Origin of the sequence: Vibrio natriegens NBRC 15636 = ATCC 14048 = DSM 759 (assembly GCF_035621455.1) — a bacterium.
GTDB lineage: Bacteria > Pseudomonadota > Gammaproteobacteria > Enterobacterales > Vibrionaceae > Vibrio > Vibrio natriegens.
On record NZ_CP141823.1, the window covers coordinates 1057472 to 1076324 of the forward strand.

Genomic DNA, 18853 nt, shown 5'->3' on the forward strand with positions numbered 1-18853 from the left:
AACACAAAAAAAGGGGAAGCATGGCTTCCCCTTTTTGTATCGTAAATGACTTAGTTTTGCGTCACTGTCACGATTGGTGCTGTTGTATCAGCGGCATTGAAGTGGAAGTTATAGCTTCCGTCGGCTGGTACCGTGATACTGATGTTACCGCCACCAGACTCCATCGTTAATGGTGTACCGAATTCAATTGCGCCCTGACCACCAAAGTTAGTGGCGTCAGCCCAATCTGAACTTGCGATCTTCATTTCGAACGAGCCCGCAGTCAGGTTGATGTCTAATGAGTAAACATCGTTTGCGACATAGCTGAACTTCGCGCTTTCAATCGCAGCCCAGTTAGCGTCTGTCACATCACCGCGTAGGTAAAGTGCAGTTTCGCCAAACGTTGGTGCGTCTGCTGATTTTGTTACCGAAACAACTGGTTTTTCTACGCTGTCATCTTGAACGTTAAGTGCATTAAGGATGAAGGTGTATTTACCTGTTTCAGTCACAGTCAGTGCACAGTTGTCACCTGTTCCCAAGTCAAGGGAATCACTTGCCTGATCCGCTGCGCTACAACCAATATTTGGGTTCGACCAACCAGTGTCTGCAAATTTGAACTCATGGTCACCAGCTTCCAGTACACCTGTTACAGAGTACATACCGTTACCAATGAAGGTCATTGCCCAGTCTGAGCTATCTGCCCAACCGTTCATTGTTCCTTTCACGTAAACAACCGTTTCACCGTAAGGAGGGATGCTTGATACGTCTTTGTTTGACGTATTCACAGGCAGACCCGCACCTTGCGCGCCAGCTTGAGGCTGTACAAATACTGCCGTCGTCAGCGCTGGTACAGTGAAGGTTTCTCCAGAGAAACTTGCTCCTTGAACAACAGTATCCGCAGAGTTTTGCTGCACGGTATGAAGTTCGAAACCGCTCGCGCCAGCGATGGTAAACGATTGTGCCTCAGATGATGAGTTAACTACTGCGACAATTGCGTCGTTGTTTGGATCCAGATCCTGACCTGCAGAGACACCGTCATCAATAGACATAACAATCAGACCAGCAACTTGATCTTGACCAACGTTGCGGAAGTCGACACGATTCATCACTTCTTGAGCGGTATCCAGACGGAACAGTTCACTTGAACTACGGATTTTTAGTAGCTCGAGGAATTGCTGCTTGGTTAGCTCAATGTCAGTTGTATCAGGTTTCGCTGTGCTGTCACTGATGATCGTTTTGATAAGATCCCAGTTATCGCCATCTTTGTCTTCACGAGGCAGACCGACGTTCCAGTTGTTGTCGCTACCGTCAAAGAATACACGGTTGAACCAGTCGCCAGAATCGTAAGAGTCGCGCTGCATTGATTTTGAACGAAGGAGTTCAGAGCCCATGTGAATGAACGGAATACCTTGTCCTAGCATCACGGTTGAAAGTGATACGCTTTGCATACGAGCACGATTAGCCGAGCTGATGCCTGTCGCAATCTTGTACGCGTTGTTATCCCAAAGCGTTTGGTTATCGTGCTTAGAAACGTAAGAGATGTTCTCTGAAGGCATCTTAGTATAGCCAGCAGGCGCGCCGTTGTAGTCTACGTTCTTACCAAGCTTGGTTTCGCCGGTGTAATCGACAAGGATGTAATCTGCCAAGTTACCTGCCATACCCAGACGAACGATATCTTGGTTGTGCAGACGACCATTTACTGCGTCAGTATCTGTTTTGGTTTCTTCGTTTGCGTATGCCGCGTTACCAAAACCCTGATTGTAACGAAGTGAGTGTTTACCATCTGAATCGACACCACCATCAAATGGGCCACCTCCACGAACTGCATCACGTAGGCGATCTGAGAAGGTACCGATCTCTGTACCAGCCATGTTTAGCTGAGTCGCTTGATCGAAGCGTGCGTCGTTAGCCACCTCACCAAAGTCCCAACCTTCGCCGTAGAATAGTGTGTTCGGGTCAATCTCACGGATTTGCTCTAAAGCGTAAACCATTACATCTTTTGGCTGGTGACCCATCAAGTCAAAACGGAAGCCGTCAACTTTGTAGTCTTTCGCCCAAACCTTCAGTGAGTCAACCATCAGTTTACCCATCATCAGGTTTTCAGTTGCGGTGTTGTCACAACAGGTAGAGTTTTCTACGCCACCAGTATTCACGTTTAGACGGTGGTAGTATCCCGGAACGATTTTATCCAGAACAGATTTGTCATTGATGCCAGATGCGTTGGTATGGTTGTAAACCACGTCCATCACCAACTTAAGTTCCATCTTATGCGTTGCCTGAACCATCTCACGGAATTCCAGAATACGCTGTGTTCCATTCGGGTTCGTTGCGTAGCTGCCTTCCGGTACAGTGTAATGGAATGGGTCGTAACCCCAGTTGAAGCTGTCTAGCATACGCAGATCGTTCATCAGTTTCTGTGCAGACCCAGATGCAGGATCGTAACCGTTCAGAACATCTTCAATGATTTTCGCATCATCTTCTGATTCACAGACAGAAGCGTCAGGTTTAATGCCACATAGTTTGCCAACGGTATCGTTGATGTCGACACGGTTGTCTACGTTCTCATCGACGGTAGCGATATCAAATGCAGGTAGAATGTGTAGCGTTGTTAAACCTGCATCTTTCAGCGCTTGTAGGTGAGAAACAGACTCACGTTCAGGCTCTGTTAGCGCTAAGTATTTGCCGTTATATGCTGGTGTGCCTTGGCTGTCATTGAAACTGAAATCACGCAAATGTGATTCGTACAATACGTGATCTTCGTCTTTTTCAACGGTTGGACGGTCGTAATTGTTCCAGTCTTGTGGCATTAAGCTAGCGTCGTTCAGGTCGACAACTTGTGAGTAAAGAGAGTTTAGAGACAAGCTTAATGAGTATGGGTCAGTGACCATACGCGTTTCCACAACACCTGTGGTTGGATGGTAAACCTTCACCTGATAGCGGTAGAACTTGTTTACTACGTTACTTTGTGGCTCGGAAATCCAAATACCCGTTACGCTGTCTTCCGTCATTGTAACGGTTGATTCTTCTTGCAGATTCTCATCGTAGATAATCAGAGAAACGTCTTGAGCCGTTGGAGCCCATAACTTGAAGGTTGCAGCGCCGCCTTCAACAATCGCGCCCAGTTCCTGACCGATCGCGTTACCAGCATCGGCATCTGCGAATACCGCATCCAGTACGCCTGGTTTTTGCACTTCAGTTGCAGAAATGACATCACCATCAGCGTTGTAAGCCACCATTACGATTTGTGATTTTAGAATCGTACGCAGTGTAGCGTCATCCACATCAATGCCAGCAGCTTGCAGGCTAGATAAGTGACGGAAGCGAGATTTCAGATCATCAGACAAATCACCTGTTTTGCTTAGTTCTATCGCTGTGCCACCAGTGATCTGTTTGTCTTCATCCATTTGGATGTCGTTAGTCAGGCTGTAGTAAAGCTTCATTGAGTCAGCATTTGCTGCCGCTTCCCAAGCAATAGTGTTTGCATCTAACCAATGTGCTTTCTGGCCATCAACGTCAACTGGTCGCTCTTCGATTGGTTCGTAGAACAGCTCGCTACTGCCGTGGAAGCCAAATACCCCTTTAGATTCGCCAATCTTAGTCAGCTCAACTTTCGAGTTTGCACTGCCGAAAGCTTTGTCATCACCATTGTGTAAGATGAAGTTCATACATTCGTATGGGTCAGCGGCGTCAGGATCGACTTTAAGTACGTAGTACGCACCGTAGGTTTCGCTGATACCGTCATATTCGCGAGGCGATGCCCAATCAGTACCACCGCTTGTAATGCCCATGGCATCTAAATCAGTACTGGTACAGCCTTCGCCGTTCCATAGGTGCAGACCCCAGCCCTCGTAGCCGCTTGCTGAAGATGCTGAGGCAACATCACGTTTATAGTAAACAACAACTTCATTCTCTCCCGCAGGGTACAGTCCTGCACTCGGGCTGGTGGTATTGTCGTCGGTGCTGTCACTACCACAACCGCTGATCACCGCGACGGAGATCAAAGGCAGTACGGTTTTGGCAATTATTGATAATTTAAATGTTTTTTTGTCCACGTTTACAAATCCATTTTTATTGAATTGATATAAAGAACGCGTCAGTTCTTCGGCTCAAAGAACGGAAGAACCATACGTCCTATCTGGTGCAAATGCCGAAAGGAAATGTTCAAAGAAATGCTAATACACTGACTCATCAGCAAAATGTGAGAACGGACTGTTTAGTTTTTTACAAATGAAAATTTTCTTACACAGTGGATTTGGTTCACAAATTAACTAATAAAACGGACGCATAGTGAGAGGAGTGACACACACTCAAAATGTTAATTTTGATAGGAGTAGGAAGGGGGGATGACAGGGGAGGAGAATGTCTCAGCCCCAAAAGCGTGACTACCTTCTATAAAAAACCAATCAATAATTTTCGATAAAAAATAAGTTAAGGCGTCTGAGTTTTAATCACGTCATTCTTTACTTCTCAACTTCAGATTTTCATCGGGTAGCCGATATAAAGTCCAAGTGCTGAAACTATTCAGACAAAAGCAATTTAAGGGTTTCCCTATGGGGGAACGTCAATTTATATCATGGAGAACAAGAGGCGGTTTATGAGTAGCATGGGTATTGCCATTGCGGCAACTGGCCTTTCACTTGTCCTGATATTTGTGTGGATGATCTCGCTGTCGATGCGAAAACAACGTCTGGAAGTAGAGCGGCAGGCTCGTGAGGCGGCATATCGCAAGGCAATGAAAAAAGCTCGTGAGCAAGAGCTTAAAGAGCGGGAATTTAAGGCTGAAACCGGGCACATACCGACGATTTTATTTCTGGCGAAAGAAGCGGAAAGAAACAATATCAAGCAGGCTTTGTATTGGTACGATAAAGCGGCGAAGCTAGACAACATCAGTGGCATGTACGGCATTGTTCGCATGAGTGAGCGTATGCGTGAAGATGTGGTTCTAAAAGAGCAGGCAAACTTTTGGCGCACCGCGATCGCTGGCGTAGAAGGTGATCTGGAAGCGAAATTTATCACCGGAAAAGCGCTGGTTTTTGGCCGAGGTGTGGAACAAAACGTCGCCAAAGGACATGAACTGATCGAAGAAGCGGCCGACGAGGGTTGTGTCGATGCGATGCTGTATATGGGTGAGTGGCAGTTATCCCCGGAAAATACGTCGGGTCACAATGCCGACGCACTTTATTGGTTTATGAAGGCCGCAGAGAAAGACAGTATCGCTGGGAAAATTCAGGTAGGACTGTGTTACACCAAAGGTATTGGTACTGAAAAAAGCATGCTGAAAGGCCGTTATTGGCTGGAAAGTGCTGCAGAGCTCGGCAGTGCAGAAGCCATGTATTATGCAGGGGAGGCTTGGAAAGATTCGGGCAAAACTGGCAACGCTATTGCCTACATTTGGTTGTTTCTCTCTGCAAGCATGGGGTTCGAAGCAGCTCGAATATTACGGGATAAAGTCGCGGGTAATATCGGCGTTGATGTGGTGGTGGGCTTACAGGTGATTGCCAAACCGCTGCAAAGAATGCTGGCATCCGGTGTGGTAAAAAAGCACTCTATCATTCGTGCGTTAAACAAGGTTTATAAACGTGAGGCGTACTTCCCTAATGAAGATGAGCTAAAAGATGTCATCGCTGATGAGCCTAATCCAGAGCAAGACCAGTCAATCGAAGGATACACGACCAACTCTTGTCATGCGTCAATAACAGATGAGGTGGATACAACACCAAAATCATCGTTCTCCTCTCAGCCTTCCAAAGCTGCGCTCGACTTTACCCAGAACTTCCTCCAGCCGTAATGATTGAATAAGCCTCACACTTGAGGCTTTTACTTTAACAGCCTGCAAACTCTTATTTATACAACACGGTTAAGCCTGCACAAGGTTCTGAAGGCCAAATACGGGCATCGGTAAGGGATGGTTAAGAATTGAGTTAAACAATCTTTGCTAGTCGGATACACTAGCGGCTTCGCAAAACTGGCGCTTGCCGCAGTCTTTGAACTATCGATAACAAAAATAAAAGGACAGGTACAATGCAGGGTATCCTCTCTATACAATCACACGTTTCTTTTGGTCATGCCGGTAACAGCAGCGCTGTCTTTCCGATGCAGCGTATGGGTTTTGAAGTGTGGCCTATTCATACCGTGCAGTTTTCCAATCACACCCAATATGCAGAGGGTTGGACAGGTCGAGCGTTCTCAGCCGATGACATCAGTGAGCTTGTTCGTGGTTTAGGTAACATTGGCGCTCTGGAAAAATGCCAGGCGGTATTAACTGGTTACCAAGGAAGTGCAGAACAGTGCCTCGCAGTGGAACAGACGGTCACTCAAGTTAAGAGTAAGAATCCAGACGCACTTTATGTATGTGACCCAGTGATGGGCGCGCCTGATAAAGGCTGTATCGTTGCTCCGGGGATTGCTGAAAACCTGTTAACGCGTCTGATGCCAATGGCTGATGTGATTGTGCCAAATCAGTTCGAACTCAGCCAGTTTGCAGAAATGGAAATTCATACGTTGGAAGAGGCTATTACCGCCTGTCAGCGAGCGTTAGCGAAAGGCCCGAAAGTGGTATTGGTCAAACACCTTTACTGTCTGGATAACGGCAGCTTCAACATGCTACTGGCTACGCAAGATGGTATTTATCTGGCAAAACGCCCGCATTTTGAATTTGCCAAACAACCAGTTGGTGTGGGTGATCTTATCTCAGCGATTTTTACTGCTGGGCTACTCAAGGGCTGGAGCCCGAAACAGGCTTTCCAGCACTGTCATGATGCATGTTATGGCGTACTAAGTGCAACTTTCCATGCTGGTGAGTGGGAATTACAAACTATCGCCGCTCAGCAAGAGTTTGTCGAGCCAGCTAAACATTTCTCAATTGAAGAAGTGGCCTTAGCCACTGTGTAAGCAAAGTTGATATAAAAAATGGGGAGCCAATCGGCTCCCCATTTTATTTGTCTATTGAATCGTAATTCGATTATTGCTGTTCTTTTTGGTGCTCTGAACGGCAAACTGCGGCAGTGAAGACAACGTCTGTAGAACTGTTTAGAGCAGTTTCCGCTGAGTCTTGAATAACGCCGATGATAAAGCCGACCGCTACCACCTGCATTGCTACGTCATTCGAGATACCGAATAGGCCACAAGCAAGAGGGATAAGTAGTAGAGAACCACCTGCAACACCAGAAGCGCCACATGCAGATACCGCTGCGACGATACTCAGAAGCAATGCAGTCAATAGGTCAATTTCAATACCCATAGTGTGAACTGCAGCCAACGTTAGTGTTGTGATAGTGATAGCAGCACCCGCCATGTTGATGGTTGCGCCTAGAGGGATAGAAACTGAGTAAGTGTCTTCATCCAGTTTTAGCTTCTCACACAACGCCATGTTCACAGGGATGTTTGCCGCACTTGAACGAGTGAAGAATGCTGTTACACCACTTTCACGCAGACATTGGAAAACCAATGGGTATGGGTTTTGTTTGGTTTTGAAGTAAACGATCGCTGGGTTTACTACCAATGCGATGATAAACATTGCACCTAACAGTACTGCTAGCAGGTGAGCGTAGCTCGCTAGCGCGCTGAAACCTGTTGTTGCGAACGTTGAAGCTACCAAGCCGAAGATACCAAATGGTGCTAGACGAATAATAAAGCGTACGATGTGAGACACACTATGGCTTAGATCTTCGAAAACCGCTTTAGTAGTAGCTGAAGCGTGATGCAGCGCCAGACCAAGGCCAACACCCCAAGCAAGAATACCGATGTAGTTTGCTTCTACTAGCGCGTTTACTGGGTTATCTACCACTTTAAATAGTAGTGTGTGTAGAACTTCTGCAATACCTTGTGGTGGGGTAGCACCCTCAGCGCCGGTTACAAGCGTTAAAGTGGTTGGGAAAAGGAAGCTTAGAACCACGGCAGATAGCGCTGCGAAGAAGGTGCCCAATAGGTAAAGCACAACGATCGGACGCATATAAGTGTGTTGGTTTTTCTTTTGGTTTGCGATAGACGCAGCAACCAAAATAAATACTAGGATTGGAGCAATCGCTTTAAGCGCTCCAACAAAAAGGCTACCAATCATTCCAGCGCTTTGAGCGTGACTTGGTGAAACTGTTGCAAGTAAAACACCAAAGACAATACCGACAAGGATCTGGAGAACGAGGTTACCACGAGCATATCGGGCAACGAGGCTGTTATGTTGCATACATCATTCCTGCAATGTTATGCCTAAGTGATTGAATAATAACTACACATTACACGGCGATAATGCCCTTATTAAATAAGGGGTGAGCATTGCTTCTGGTCACTAAGACACATGATTATCAATTATCCTGTTTTTATATAGTCAGTCATTCTCTGACTGAACCGCCCATATCTTAACTTGGTAATATTTTGTGTCTAGTTTTAGTTTGTTTTTGGATTAAATGTTTGCTGAATGTTATTAAATTAAGTTGTTTGTGTTGCAATAATTTGGTGGTTATGAATGATGCTTTTTAACAAAGTTATTAAAAAGGAGACAAATGTCTCCTTAAATTGAATTGACCAACGAAAGCCAAAGCGTTAGTAATCTTGATAGCGTTTACGCTTCTCACTCATCGTATTGCGAACCAGTTTTCCAAACTGTCTGTTTCTAGCTCTTTGCTCGGCTAGAGTCGCTCCGTTATTTCTTTGTTCCCTCAATAGCTTTTGGTAGTTTTTTAAGCGACGTTGTTCCAATGTCCCATTTTCGATGGCGGCTTGAACGGCGCAGCCCGGTTCTGAATCGTGGTGACAATCGCCAAAGCGACAATGTTCAGCTAGCTGGGTGATGTCAGAAAATGTTTCACTGACCCCTGCTTCGCAATCTGCCAACTGAAGTTCACGCATTCCAGGGGTATCAATTAAAATACCACCAGATGGCAAAAGGTGTATTGAGCGAGACGTTGTGGTGTGTCGGCCTTTACTGTCATCTTCACGGATATGACTGGTTGCTTGCTCCTCCTGCCCAAGCAATGCATTTACGAGCGTCGATTTGCCAACGCCAGACGATCCAATAAACGCGACTGTTTGTCCTTCATTACACCAGTTCATTAGCTTAGCAACACTGTCAGTGTCTAAACCGTTTACGGCCTCGATAGCTAAAAGGTGATCCAATTTCTGTACTTGGCTTGTTATCTCATCAAGGTTATCGCATAGGTCCTTTTTAGTCAGAACGATGACCGGTTCTACCATGGCTTCATGTGCTAGCGCCAAATACCTTTCAATACGGCTTAAGTTGAAGTCGTCATTCAGTGAACAAACAATAAATACCGTATCAACGTTCGCGGCGATAAGTTGCTCTGCCACTTTGTCACCTGCCGCTTTACGACTGAACAGGCTGCGTCGTTCAAGTAAGCGAACAAACTGTTGGTTCTGATCTAAGACGACCCAGTCACCAACCGTCATGCTGGGTAACGATGAGTGAGCATTGAGATGGATGTTACCGTCCTCGCTGGCCAATAAGTAGCCACTGCGATGATGTGCAATCACTCGCGAAAATTGCGTGTTTTCATAATCGTCTAAAGTTAGCTGCTGCTGAAAGAACGGTTTCCAACCTAAACGCTTGAGTGGGTTGCTGGTTGAAGTCAGTGTTGCAAAAAAAGTGTGTGTTTTATTCATTGTTGAATTATCCCAGACGCAACAAAGCGCCTTAATACAAATTGCATTAGGGTCTAATTCGGATAGATTTGACCCCGGAGAAAACCGGGCAGAGAAGGGAGGTTGTGGCTAAGCCACCAATTGAAATTTTGGACGTTTACCCTTGCGATGCCCAGTGTGTGTTTTGCATTACAATCATTTTGTGTCCTCTTTAGTTGGTTGATAATTGGGTTCGTTAATAAGACGGGGAGAGTATAGCCGCTCTCATTCGTTTGCGGTAGAGAAACTCATGCTGCCAGAGCTAACTTTGGCTGCTCATTCGCTCTTCCATTATCTGTGAATAGCTATTGGCCTTCAGCCCGTAGATGATTTGGATATGTTTATCATCTAAAACCACTACGCCGTGAGCGCCATGTTGTTTCAACGCTTTTTGATCAACGACTGCCGTCGATTTCAGAGTCAATCTCAAACGTGTGGCGCAAGCGCCTGTTTCAACGACATTCTCGATACCACCAATCGCGGCAATAATCGTGTCGACATCCTGATCCATGTTTGGATTTACCTGGGTCAGGAACTTTAAAATACGTTTGAAACCTTTCAGCATGTTGTTGTCTACCTCTGGAACTTGGAGACTAATGTATAGCGTAAATACACCTATACATTTGAGGGGTAAAGCACAGAATTATATTTTGAAACAAATAGCCAGTAAGAATAGAGCGAATTAAATGAGGCTCCTATTGAGGAGCCTCTATCGCTTAATCGTTGCAGTGCTGCGTCGTTACCAGGAGTTCTGTGACTTGACTAGCTTTTCGTTGACGAATCGTTTGAGGTGAGTTGTGAGATTGCCTCTACGATCGGTGCAGGCGTCAGTGTGTGAGGAACTTTGGTGATCAAGGTTCCGTCAGGTTTCAAGAAGTAGAAGTAGGAGCTGTGGTCCAGTGTGTATTTCAGCTCAGAGCCTACTAATTCTGTTTTGCGGAAAATAACGCCATAGCTGTGTGCCAGCGGAGTCGTGATGTCTAGCGGCGCAGATAACCCCTCAATCATAGGGTGGAAGTAGTGTGCGTATTTTGCCGATGCATCCGCTTCATCGCGCTCAGGATCGAGAGAGATAAACATTGGGCGTAGCTGGGCCTTTTGTGATTCGTCAATTTGGTTGAGTGCGCCTGCTAGCATGGCCAGCGAGGTTGGACAAACGTCAGGACAGCGTGTGAAACCGAAGTAAACAATACGAATACGAGGGTCATTAACGTCGAAAATGTTAACTGGCTGGTCATTTTCGCCAAATAACACCGTCTGCTCTGACTTAGCTGGCTCAGTTTGTTCGGTTGGGATCGCTTCTTGGCTGTCCAAATAGCTTTTAGCGCCAAATCCGAGTACGAAAGCGACCACGAGAAATAGGGACCAGTTGCGGCTCATAATGATTCCTTACCTTTGCATTTTGATGGCGGGATAAATGGTGTCTTGTCCGTCGGAGAGCTCTCCCACCCAAGTCATTGACTCTTGAGTACAGACCGGCAAGACCACTTCACCCATGTATTTTCCTGGAGACACTTTGTTTAATAAAAACTTAGGCTCACCCATTTCCATTTCTCGTCCTGACAAGCTCAATACGAGTTGTTCCGCTTCGCTGTCAGACCATTCTACGGTCAGCAGTGCAGGGACTAAGGGCTGAGTGTTATCTACATTGAGTGTCATGGTTACGTCTTGTTGGACGCAAGCCGCCGTAGATAGAAAACAATATTCATCAAGCGGTTTGAGTTCAGAGGAGGTCGACAAATTTTTAAGTAGCGTCGGGGCGTAAAACCCCGCGACCAGTGCCACAGCGACACCAGTGATATTCAACAGTTTCATTAAGGTTCAGCAGTTATGACTTAATAAGAACTGCATCGTAGCACACCTGGGCGATGCTCAACGAGACAAGTTCCGAGAAAATGTATTTACCTTAGTAGATTAGAAAAAAAACGGAGCCATCGGCTCCGTAATGAAATTAAGACATTTATTTACTTGAATCTGCGAACTTTTCCAAGCTAAGTACTAGCGCTATCGCGGCCAGCATCATGACAATGGCGATAACCAGTTGTGATGGCTGAGAAGTTATGTGTTCATACTCAAACGGCGTCAAGTTGTGCTGAAGTAACGGAACTTGTTCACCTTTTGAGTTTGTGCGCCAGGTTAATGTTTCTTTCCATGGCCAGATTTTAGGCAGTGTGCCAATCATCAACCCGGTTAGGAACATCAATGTTGCGTCTCTAAAGTGGCGCAATAACCAAGAAAGCAAATGTGAGAACGTCAGTAAGCCGATAACACAACCTGCTAAAAACAGCGCCAAAATGTCTACTTGGAAGCCTTTTACTGCCGCTAATACGGGAGTGTACATGCCGATGAGCAGCAAAATGAAGCTGCCTGAAATGCCCGGCAGAATCATGGCACAAATAGCGATAGAGCCAGCTATCAGCGTATTCACCATTGTCGGTTCCATATGCAGTGGCTTAAGCACCGTAATGCTGTAAGCAAATGCAACGCCAACTAATAAGGTGATGAAGCGAATAGCGTCGCGTTTTTCTACCTGACGCACGATGTGGTAAACCGAAACCAAAATCAGCCCAAAAAAGAATGACCAGATTGGAATAGGGTGCGTGTTCAAAAGCCAGGTGATCAGTTTCGCGAGGGTTGCAATGCTAACGAAAATACCTGAAAACAGCGCGATAAGGAAAAAACCATTGATATGGTTAAACGCCGCTTTCGTTCCCTCTCTTTTCCAGATGGATAAAAGCCTTGGGTTGATGCGTCGAATGCTCTCTAGCAAGGTATCGTAAATGCCTGTAATAAAAGCGATAGTGCCGCCAGAGACGCCGGGAACCACATCGGCTGCACCCATTGCCATTCCTTTAAAGAAAGTAATTAGATAGTTCATTTTCATACTGTTGATTTCTGATGATGGGGCAGAGTATACAAACATTACCGGTAAAAAAGTATGAAATAGTATTGTTATTACGAGATAAATCCCTCTCTAACCGGTTGATTATTGTTCTAAGTTTAGATGTTTTGTTTAGGTATTAAGGTATCACTCAATAATTGTGTTTGGAGTGTGTTATTTGCAAATTGCATTTGCTAAATGCAACGACGTTTTTCGTTTTGCTACAGATAATGTTTTAGAACGCTTTCATATGAGATATTGAGCCAAAAATAAAGCTTTTAATTTTGGCATGGTTTATGCATAATACGCCGCGACCCTTCTTAAGCCGAGGGTCACCTAGCCAACTGACGTTGTTAGTGAATACAGATTGTTCACATTAAATATCAGCCAATCGCGATTATTGCGATTGGCTATTTTTTTGTCTGAATAAAAGGCTATTTCTGCTCAACCGCAGCTCAGGCTACTAAGTGCAATGCTGAAAGCACAAGCTAAATAAAAAGGGCTGACGCTTTCACGCCAACCCTTCGTTTTAAGCTACTCAGTGGTTTATCTCTTCTAGTAACCCATCAATTGCAGTAAGTTTTCTGCCGTGATAATCGCTTCCTTACGGTTCGCAATGTTCAGTTTCTGATACAGGTTACGGATATGGGTTTTAATGGTTGTTCCAGCGACATCAAGCTCCTGAGCAATTTGTTCATTACTGAAGCCCGAGTAAATCAATCCAAGCACCTGCCACTCACGTTGAGTAAGCGGGCTAGTGCGCACTAACTCTGGTACGTTCGGGTGGTTCACCAAGTTCTCAATGAAGTCTTCATCGAAGTGAATTGAACGGCTGCGCTGATTTGATGAAATGTCTTTCATCAGTTGCTGTGCGCGGTGACGTTCTAAATCGCCCAACTCGTGGCGCAGGCTAAGCTTCTCTAACAAACCGCCAATGGTTGCGCCATCAATCAAGAAGTTTCCAACCATACCTGTCTGGTTGGTCATTACTAATGCTTCTTTAAGTAAGGCTTTCGCTTGTTCTTCATCTTTCTGACGCGCGGCTAATACCGCTTCAACAACTAAGTTGCGGTTCGTGTCAGTGACTAAGTTACTGCGATGCGCTTCGCTTTGTAGAAAATTCAATGCTTGGCGAGCTTCGTCATATTGACCAAGATTAATGTGCGCACGAACAATATTACGCCACTGCAATTGACAGAAGTGGTTACACGCAGATTCTGGACGAACTGCACTGTTGAGCCACTCTTGTATTGCATCCATATTGCCGCGAGCTTGCCAAAATAAGATGAGGGACAATGATGCGTTCGCCGTCCAATCAACGTGGTAAGTTGATTGCTTCATCAAATGCTGAATATGCTCTATAAACTTACCTGCTTTGTCGAGCTCTCCACGTCCAACAGCAATACGTGCAAGCATAGAATAGCTATGTAAGTGCTTGCTTGGCGAATGGCTTTCTAAGATCTGTAATCCCTTATAAGCACACTCTTCGGCTTCATCCAGACGATTCCAGCACCAAAGCACTTGCGCACGAATACGCAGTAAAAACTCATGTAGAGGCACGTGCTGAAGCTGGTGCTCTTCTATCAGACGGAAGCCCGAATCTTGCAATTCAAAGGCAGCCTGAACATAGCCTTGGGCAATCAATATTTCACTTTGTTGTAGAATCGCCCATAACGCCTGATGGTAAACTTGATACTGGCGAGCCAGTTTTTCGGTTTGCTGCATCATCGGTAATGCACGATCGAGCTTACCCAGTACGTGATTGACTTCACCAACGACTGAGGTCGCCACGATTCGGCTGCGATAGATGGTGTGATCAAGCTCACTGAGTGCGAGCTCTGCTAACTCGAGTGCTTTTTCTGGCTGGTTACTGTTAATCGCAACCTGAGCAAGTAGCGCATTGGCCTGACCTTGATAGTGGACATCCAGCTCAATATCGCGCTTTTGGTGCTCCGCTTCTGCTTCTTCAAGTAACTGACCAACCTGATTGTAACGGTGCTGACTTTGAGCCAGCCATGCGCGTAACATCGTCAGTTTTGGGTGACTAAACAGCAATTCTGAATCCAGCTGATGAATCGCATTTTCCAAGGTGCTTAGCTCGCCTTGGTTAAACATTTTCCAGCCAAATTCGTTAAGAATTTCAACCACTAAATCTTTATCGTCAGATTTCTGAGCGTGGTGAATTGCTTGGTGAGGTGATTTTTGTTGTAACCAAGCTAAGGCAGCATTGCGGTGTAGATCTTTTTCTTGCTGAGGAATGCGAGCCTGACGTTCATGAGACAAAAACTCGCCAAACAGGTTGTGGAATCGGAACCAGTTATGTTCACCCTCGAGAGGGTAAATAAACAACCCGTAGCGATTCAGGGATTCAATCATACCGAGTGCATCTTCACGCTGAGTTAACGCGAATACCAACTCGTCGTTGAAATGATCCAGAACCGAAACCTGCATCAGGAATTGGCGAGTTTCATGATCGAGCAGATCAAATACTTCCTCTACAAGGTAATCCCAAAGATGTGCGTGGTTGAACTGAGAAACAGACTCTACCGTCTGCGCCAAGGTACGGTTTTGATGCTGCGCCTGAAGAGCGATAAGTTGTAATGCAGAGGGCCAGCCTTCAACATAAGTTCTGAGGCTATTGGCCATGTCTTCATCAATACCGTCAGCGATGCGCTGGTTAAAGAAGCGGGTCGTTTCTTCTGTGTCGAAGGCCAACATGTCGTTGCCGATTTCGATCATCAAGTCACGCACACGCAGGTTTGCAGTACCTAATGGCGGTGTCGCACGGCTTGTGACGACGACGGTTAAGTTGTCTGGCATGTGCTTTAAAAAGAAGCGCATCGATTCATGAATTTCATCATTGGTGATTAAGTGATAGTCATCGAGTACCACGTAACATTCCTGATGAAAGTCAGCCATTTCGGCAAACAGCTCGCTATACAATGAGCGTAAAGAGGATATTTGGCGTTTTTCCGCCAGTTTCTGTGCATTAGAACAACTGAAGTTTGTTGCTTTGTTTAATGCCTGCAACAGGTAATTGACAAAACGGAAGCCGTCATTATCGCTGTCATCAATACTGTACCAACCAACATTAGGCTTATCCGACAGCCACTGCGCTGCCATTGTTGTTTTACCGTAACCGGCAGGTGAGCGAAACAAAACCAATTTGTAATAAGGCGCTTGTTGCAGTAAGTCCAGCACTCTTGGACGCACAATGGCGTTATGTAACCGGCCTGGGCGAGTGAGCTTAGATGGAATCCACATTATTCGTTATGTCCTTAATTTATGTAAGCTAGCGAAATCTGAAAACGGTTTTCGTCACCAAATTTTAATCTGTTTAAAAAGTAAACAAAAATATAAATCGAGTGGGATGTTACGACATCGCTATTACACCTTACTTTGATCCACTTCCTAATTCTCACGAGATGAGCTAAATGGCACCAACTACGCCCTTTATTTGTGAGTTTGATCACTTTTTTAGGCTGGTTTGTTATTCCTTGTAGGAATTATTGCACGATGAATATGTAATTTTTGTGTTTGTGAACAAGGGGAGTGTGATCGCTAAGACAAAATTTACATCATGCTTCGACAGTGTCTTAAAAACTTTATGAGTAAATTTTAGCCTTTTCTCATATTCGCCTGTGATCGAAATCACTAAGAAGCGGAGCGTAAAAAGCTTTGTTGCGATTCAGATCACTAACTGATCGGTTGTACCCCCCTCTACGCCCTCATTCCTCCTCCTTCAAAGGAGGAGAAACAGGAGGATGTTTATTCACACCGGTAAATGCACGATATATGGCAGATGAATTACTAAAAGACGTGAGAATTTCTTAATGAAACCTACACAACAGAAAAAATTTGATAAAAAGTCGTTCCAAGACAGCGTAAAGAAACACCTATCAGTGACTTACGCACATACTGTTGAAAACGCAGATAGCCGCGCATGGTACCTAGCAATGGGTCGTGCTCTAGCGGAGATCACTACTTTTGATTTGCTTGCTACTGAAGAAGATCCTCGAATCAAAGGTGCTAAGAGCGTTAACTACCTTTCTCTAGAATTCCTAATTGGCCGTTTAACGGGCAATAACTTAATCAGCATGGGTCTGTACGAGCAAGTAACAGAAGCAATGGCTGAATTGGGTCATAGCGTAACGGACCTTCTTGAAGAAGAACGCGATCCTTCATTGGGTAACGGCGGTCTTGGCCGTCTGGCAGCTTGTTTCATGGATTCATGTGCCGCGCAAGAATACCCAACAGTGGGTTACGGCCTACACTACGAATACGGTCTATTTAAGCAATCTTTCAAAGATGGCCGTCAACAAGAAGCGCCAGATGCATGGTGTGGCGTAGAAGGTTACCCTTGGGAAGTGGCTCGTCCAGAGCTTGCTCAAGAAATCGGCTTCTACGGTCATGTTGAAGTGGTCAACGAGAACGGTAAAGAAGTTCGTAAATGGGTTCCAGGCATGACAGTAAAAGCGATGCCTTGGGATCTACCAATCGTAGGCTACGAATCAGAAACAGTTTACCCACTGCGTCTTTGGGAATGTCAGGCAATTGCTCCATTCTCACTGGCTAGCTTTAACAATGGTAACTACTTCGAAGCTCAGCATGCGCTGATCGACGCAGGCAACATCACTAAAGTGCTTTACCCGAATGACAACCACGAGAAAGGTAAAACACTTCGTCTAATGCAACAGTACTTCCACTCTGCAGCGTCAGTACGCGATATTCTTCGCCGCCACGAAGCAGCAGGCTACTCACTAGAAGAACTGCCAAAGCAAGAGACTATCCAGCTTAACGATACGCACCCAACTATCGCTATTCCTGAGTTAATGCGCATCCTTGTTGATGAGAAAGGTCTGTCTTGGGAAGCGGCGTGGGAAATCTGTTCGCACACATTCGCGTACACAAACCACACATTACTTCCAGAAGCACTAGAGACATGGCCAGAGTCGCTCATTCAGCACTTGCTTCCACGTCACATGGAAATCATTTACGAAATCAACCACCGCTTCCTGCAAGAAGTTCGTGCTAAGTGGCCTGGTGATGTTGCGAAACAGCAAAAACTGTCAATCATCGAAGACGGTTTCCACCGCATGGTACGTATGGCTAACCTGAGTGTAATCGGTTCATACGCGGTTAATGGTGTAGCAGCACTTCACTCTGAATTGGTTAAGAAAGACCTATTCCCTGAGTTCCATGAGCTGTACCCGACTCGTCTACACAATGTGACGAACGGTATTACTCCGCGTCGTTGGTTGAAGTTCTGTAACCCAGGTCTGTCTCAGTTAATTACTGACAAGATCGGTGGCGAATGGCCAGCGAAACTGGAGTTGTTGGAAGGCATCGCGAAATACGCTACTGACGAGAATTTCCAAAAAGAATTCATGGCAGTGAAGAAAGAGAACAAAGAACGCCTGGCTCACTGGGTGAAAGAAAACATGGGTATCGAGCTGGATACCAATGCGATCTTCGATGTTCAAATCAAGCGTCTACACGAGTACAAGCGTCAGCACCTAGATTTGCTACATGTGTTGTCTCTGTACCATCGCATCCTTAACGAGCCTGGATTTGATTGTGTACCACGTGTTGTATTCTTCGCAGCGAAAGCAGCACCGGGTTACCACCTAGCGAAAGAAATCATCTTCGCAATCAACAAAATTGCAGAGAAGATCAACAGCGACCCTCGCATCGGTAACAAGCTTAAAGTGGTATTCATTCCTGACTACCGCGTGAGCATGGCAGAAATCATCATTCCTGCGGCGGACGTATCACAACAAATCTCTCTAGCAGGTAAAGAAGCGTCAGGTACTGGTAACATGAAGATGGCGCTAAACGGTGCTCTTACTATCGGTACAATGGATGGTGCGAACGTTGAGATTCGTGAAGAAGTGGGTGACGAGAACATCTACATCTTCGGTCTGGATGTTGAAGGTGTGAAAGCGCTGAAAGCTCAAGGCTACAACCCGTTTGATTACTACAATGCGGACCATCTACTAAAAGCGTCAATGGATCTTCTTGTCGGTGAAGAATTTACACCAGGTCAGCCGGGTCTATTGCGTGCAACGTACGACAGCCTGCTTGATGGCGGTGACCCGTACCTATGTCTTGCAGACTTCGCGTCGTACGTGAAAGCGCATGAAGATATGGGCGAGCAATACAAAGACCAGGCTGGTTGGGCTAAGAAAGCCATCCTTAATACCGCCCTCGTTGGCAAGTTCACGTCAGATCGCTCAATTCGAGACTATGTGAACAACATCTGGAAACTAGAACCGGTTCACCGTTAATAAGACAAGTAAAAACCAAGGTAGCCCTGCGCTACCTTTGGTTATTTTCAAATATAAGTTATTGATAACAATA

General features: G+C 45.6%; 11 protein-coding genes. 3 read left to right on the forward strand and 8 right to left on the reverse strand.

Features of this window, described 5'->3' with window-relative positions; translation table 11 throughout:
* Positions 1 to 50: 50 nt before the first annotated feature.
* Positions 51 to 4031 carry a pullulanase-type alpha-1,6-glucosidase gene (pulA, locus tag VER99_RS19190; RefSeq protein WP_020333483.1) on the reverse strand — a complete coding sequence of 1327 codons (3981 nt, stop codon included), beginning with the start codon at positions 4029 to 4031 and terminating at the stop codon, positions 51 to 53.
* A 542-nt stretch (positions 4032 to 4573) separates the two neighbouring features.
* Here pulA and VER99_RS19195 point away from each other — a divergent pair.
* A complete protein-coding gene (locus VER99_RS19195; protein WP_024372641.1) occupies positions 4574 to 5767 on the forward strand; it encodes a tetratricopeptide repeat protein in 1194 nt (397 codons plus the stop codon).
* Positions 5768 to 6000: 233 nt separating this feature from the next.
* On the forward strand, positions 6001 to 6870 hold the full coding sequence (pdxY, locus tag VER99_RS19200; RefSeq protein ID WP_020333481.1) for a pyridoxal kinase PdxY: 870 nt from the start codon (positions 6001 to 6003) through the stop codon (positions 6868 to 6870).
* Positions 6871 to 6940: 70 nt separating this feature from the next.
* Here pdxY and sstT read toward each other — a convergent pair whose 3' ends face one another.
* From sstT to malT, 7 genes are all read right to left on the reverse strand, one after another.
* Complete coding sequence (gene sstT, locus VER99_RS19205; protein WP_014234994.1) at positions 6941 to 8161, reverse strand: serine/threonine transporter SstT; 1221 nt, start codon at positions 8159 to 8161, stop codon at positions 6941 to 6943.
* Between the two features lie 356 nt (positions 8162 to 8517).
* A complete protein-coding gene (gene rsgA / locus VER99_RS19210; protein WP_020333480.1) occupies positions 8518 to 9594 on the reverse strand; it encodes a ribosome small subunit-dependent GTPase A in 1077 nt (358 codons plus the stop codon).
* A 280-nt stretch (positions 9595 to 9874) separates the two neighbouring features.
* The gene (locus VER99_RS19215; protein ID WP_020333479.1) at positions 9875 to 10177 is read right to left on the reverse strand and encodes a glucose PTS transporter subunit EIIB; all 303 of its coding nucleotides are present in this window, start codon (positions 10175 to 10177) and stop codon (positions 9875 to 9877) included.
* Between the two features lie 197 nt (positions 10178 to 10374).
* On the reverse strand, positions 10375 to 10992 hold the full coding sequence (locus VER99_RS19220) for an SCO family protein (protein ID WP_020333478.1): 618 nt from the start codon (positions 10990 to 10992) through the stop codon (positions 10375 to 10377).
* A 9-nt stretch (positions 10993 to 11001) separates the two neighbouring features.
* Positions 11002 to 11427, reverse strand: a complete 426-nt coding sequence (locus VER99_RS19225) for a hypothetical protein (protein WP_020333477.1) — start codon at positions 11425 to 11427, stop codon at positions 11002 to 11004.
* A gap of 145 nt (positions 11428 to 11572) precedes the next feature.
* Complete coding sequence (locus tag VER99_RS19230; protein WP_014234989.1) at positions 11573 to 12490, reverse strand: polyprenyl-phosphate transporter; 918 nt, start codon at positions 12488 to 12490, stop codon at positions 11573 to 11575.
* Between the two features lie 558 nt (positions 12491 to 13048).
* Positions 13049 to 15757 (reverse strand): HTH-type transcriptional regulator MalT, encoded by a 2709-nt coding sequence (malT, locus tag VER99_RS19235; protein WP_014234988.1) that lies wholly within the window; start codon positions 15755 to 15757, stop codon positions 13049 to 13051.
* A 569-nt stretch (positions 15758 to 16326) separates the two neighbouring features.
* Here malT and VER99_RS19240 point away from each other — a divergent pair.
* Positions 16327 to 18780 carry a glycogen/starch/alpha-glucan phosphorylase gene (locus VER99_RS19240; RefSeq protein WP_020333475.1) on the forward strand — a complete coding sequence of 818 codons (2454 nt, stop codon included), beginning with the start codon at positions 16327 to 16329 and terminating at the stop codon, positions 18778 to 18780.
* Positions 18781 to 18853: the final 73 nt, after the last annotated feature.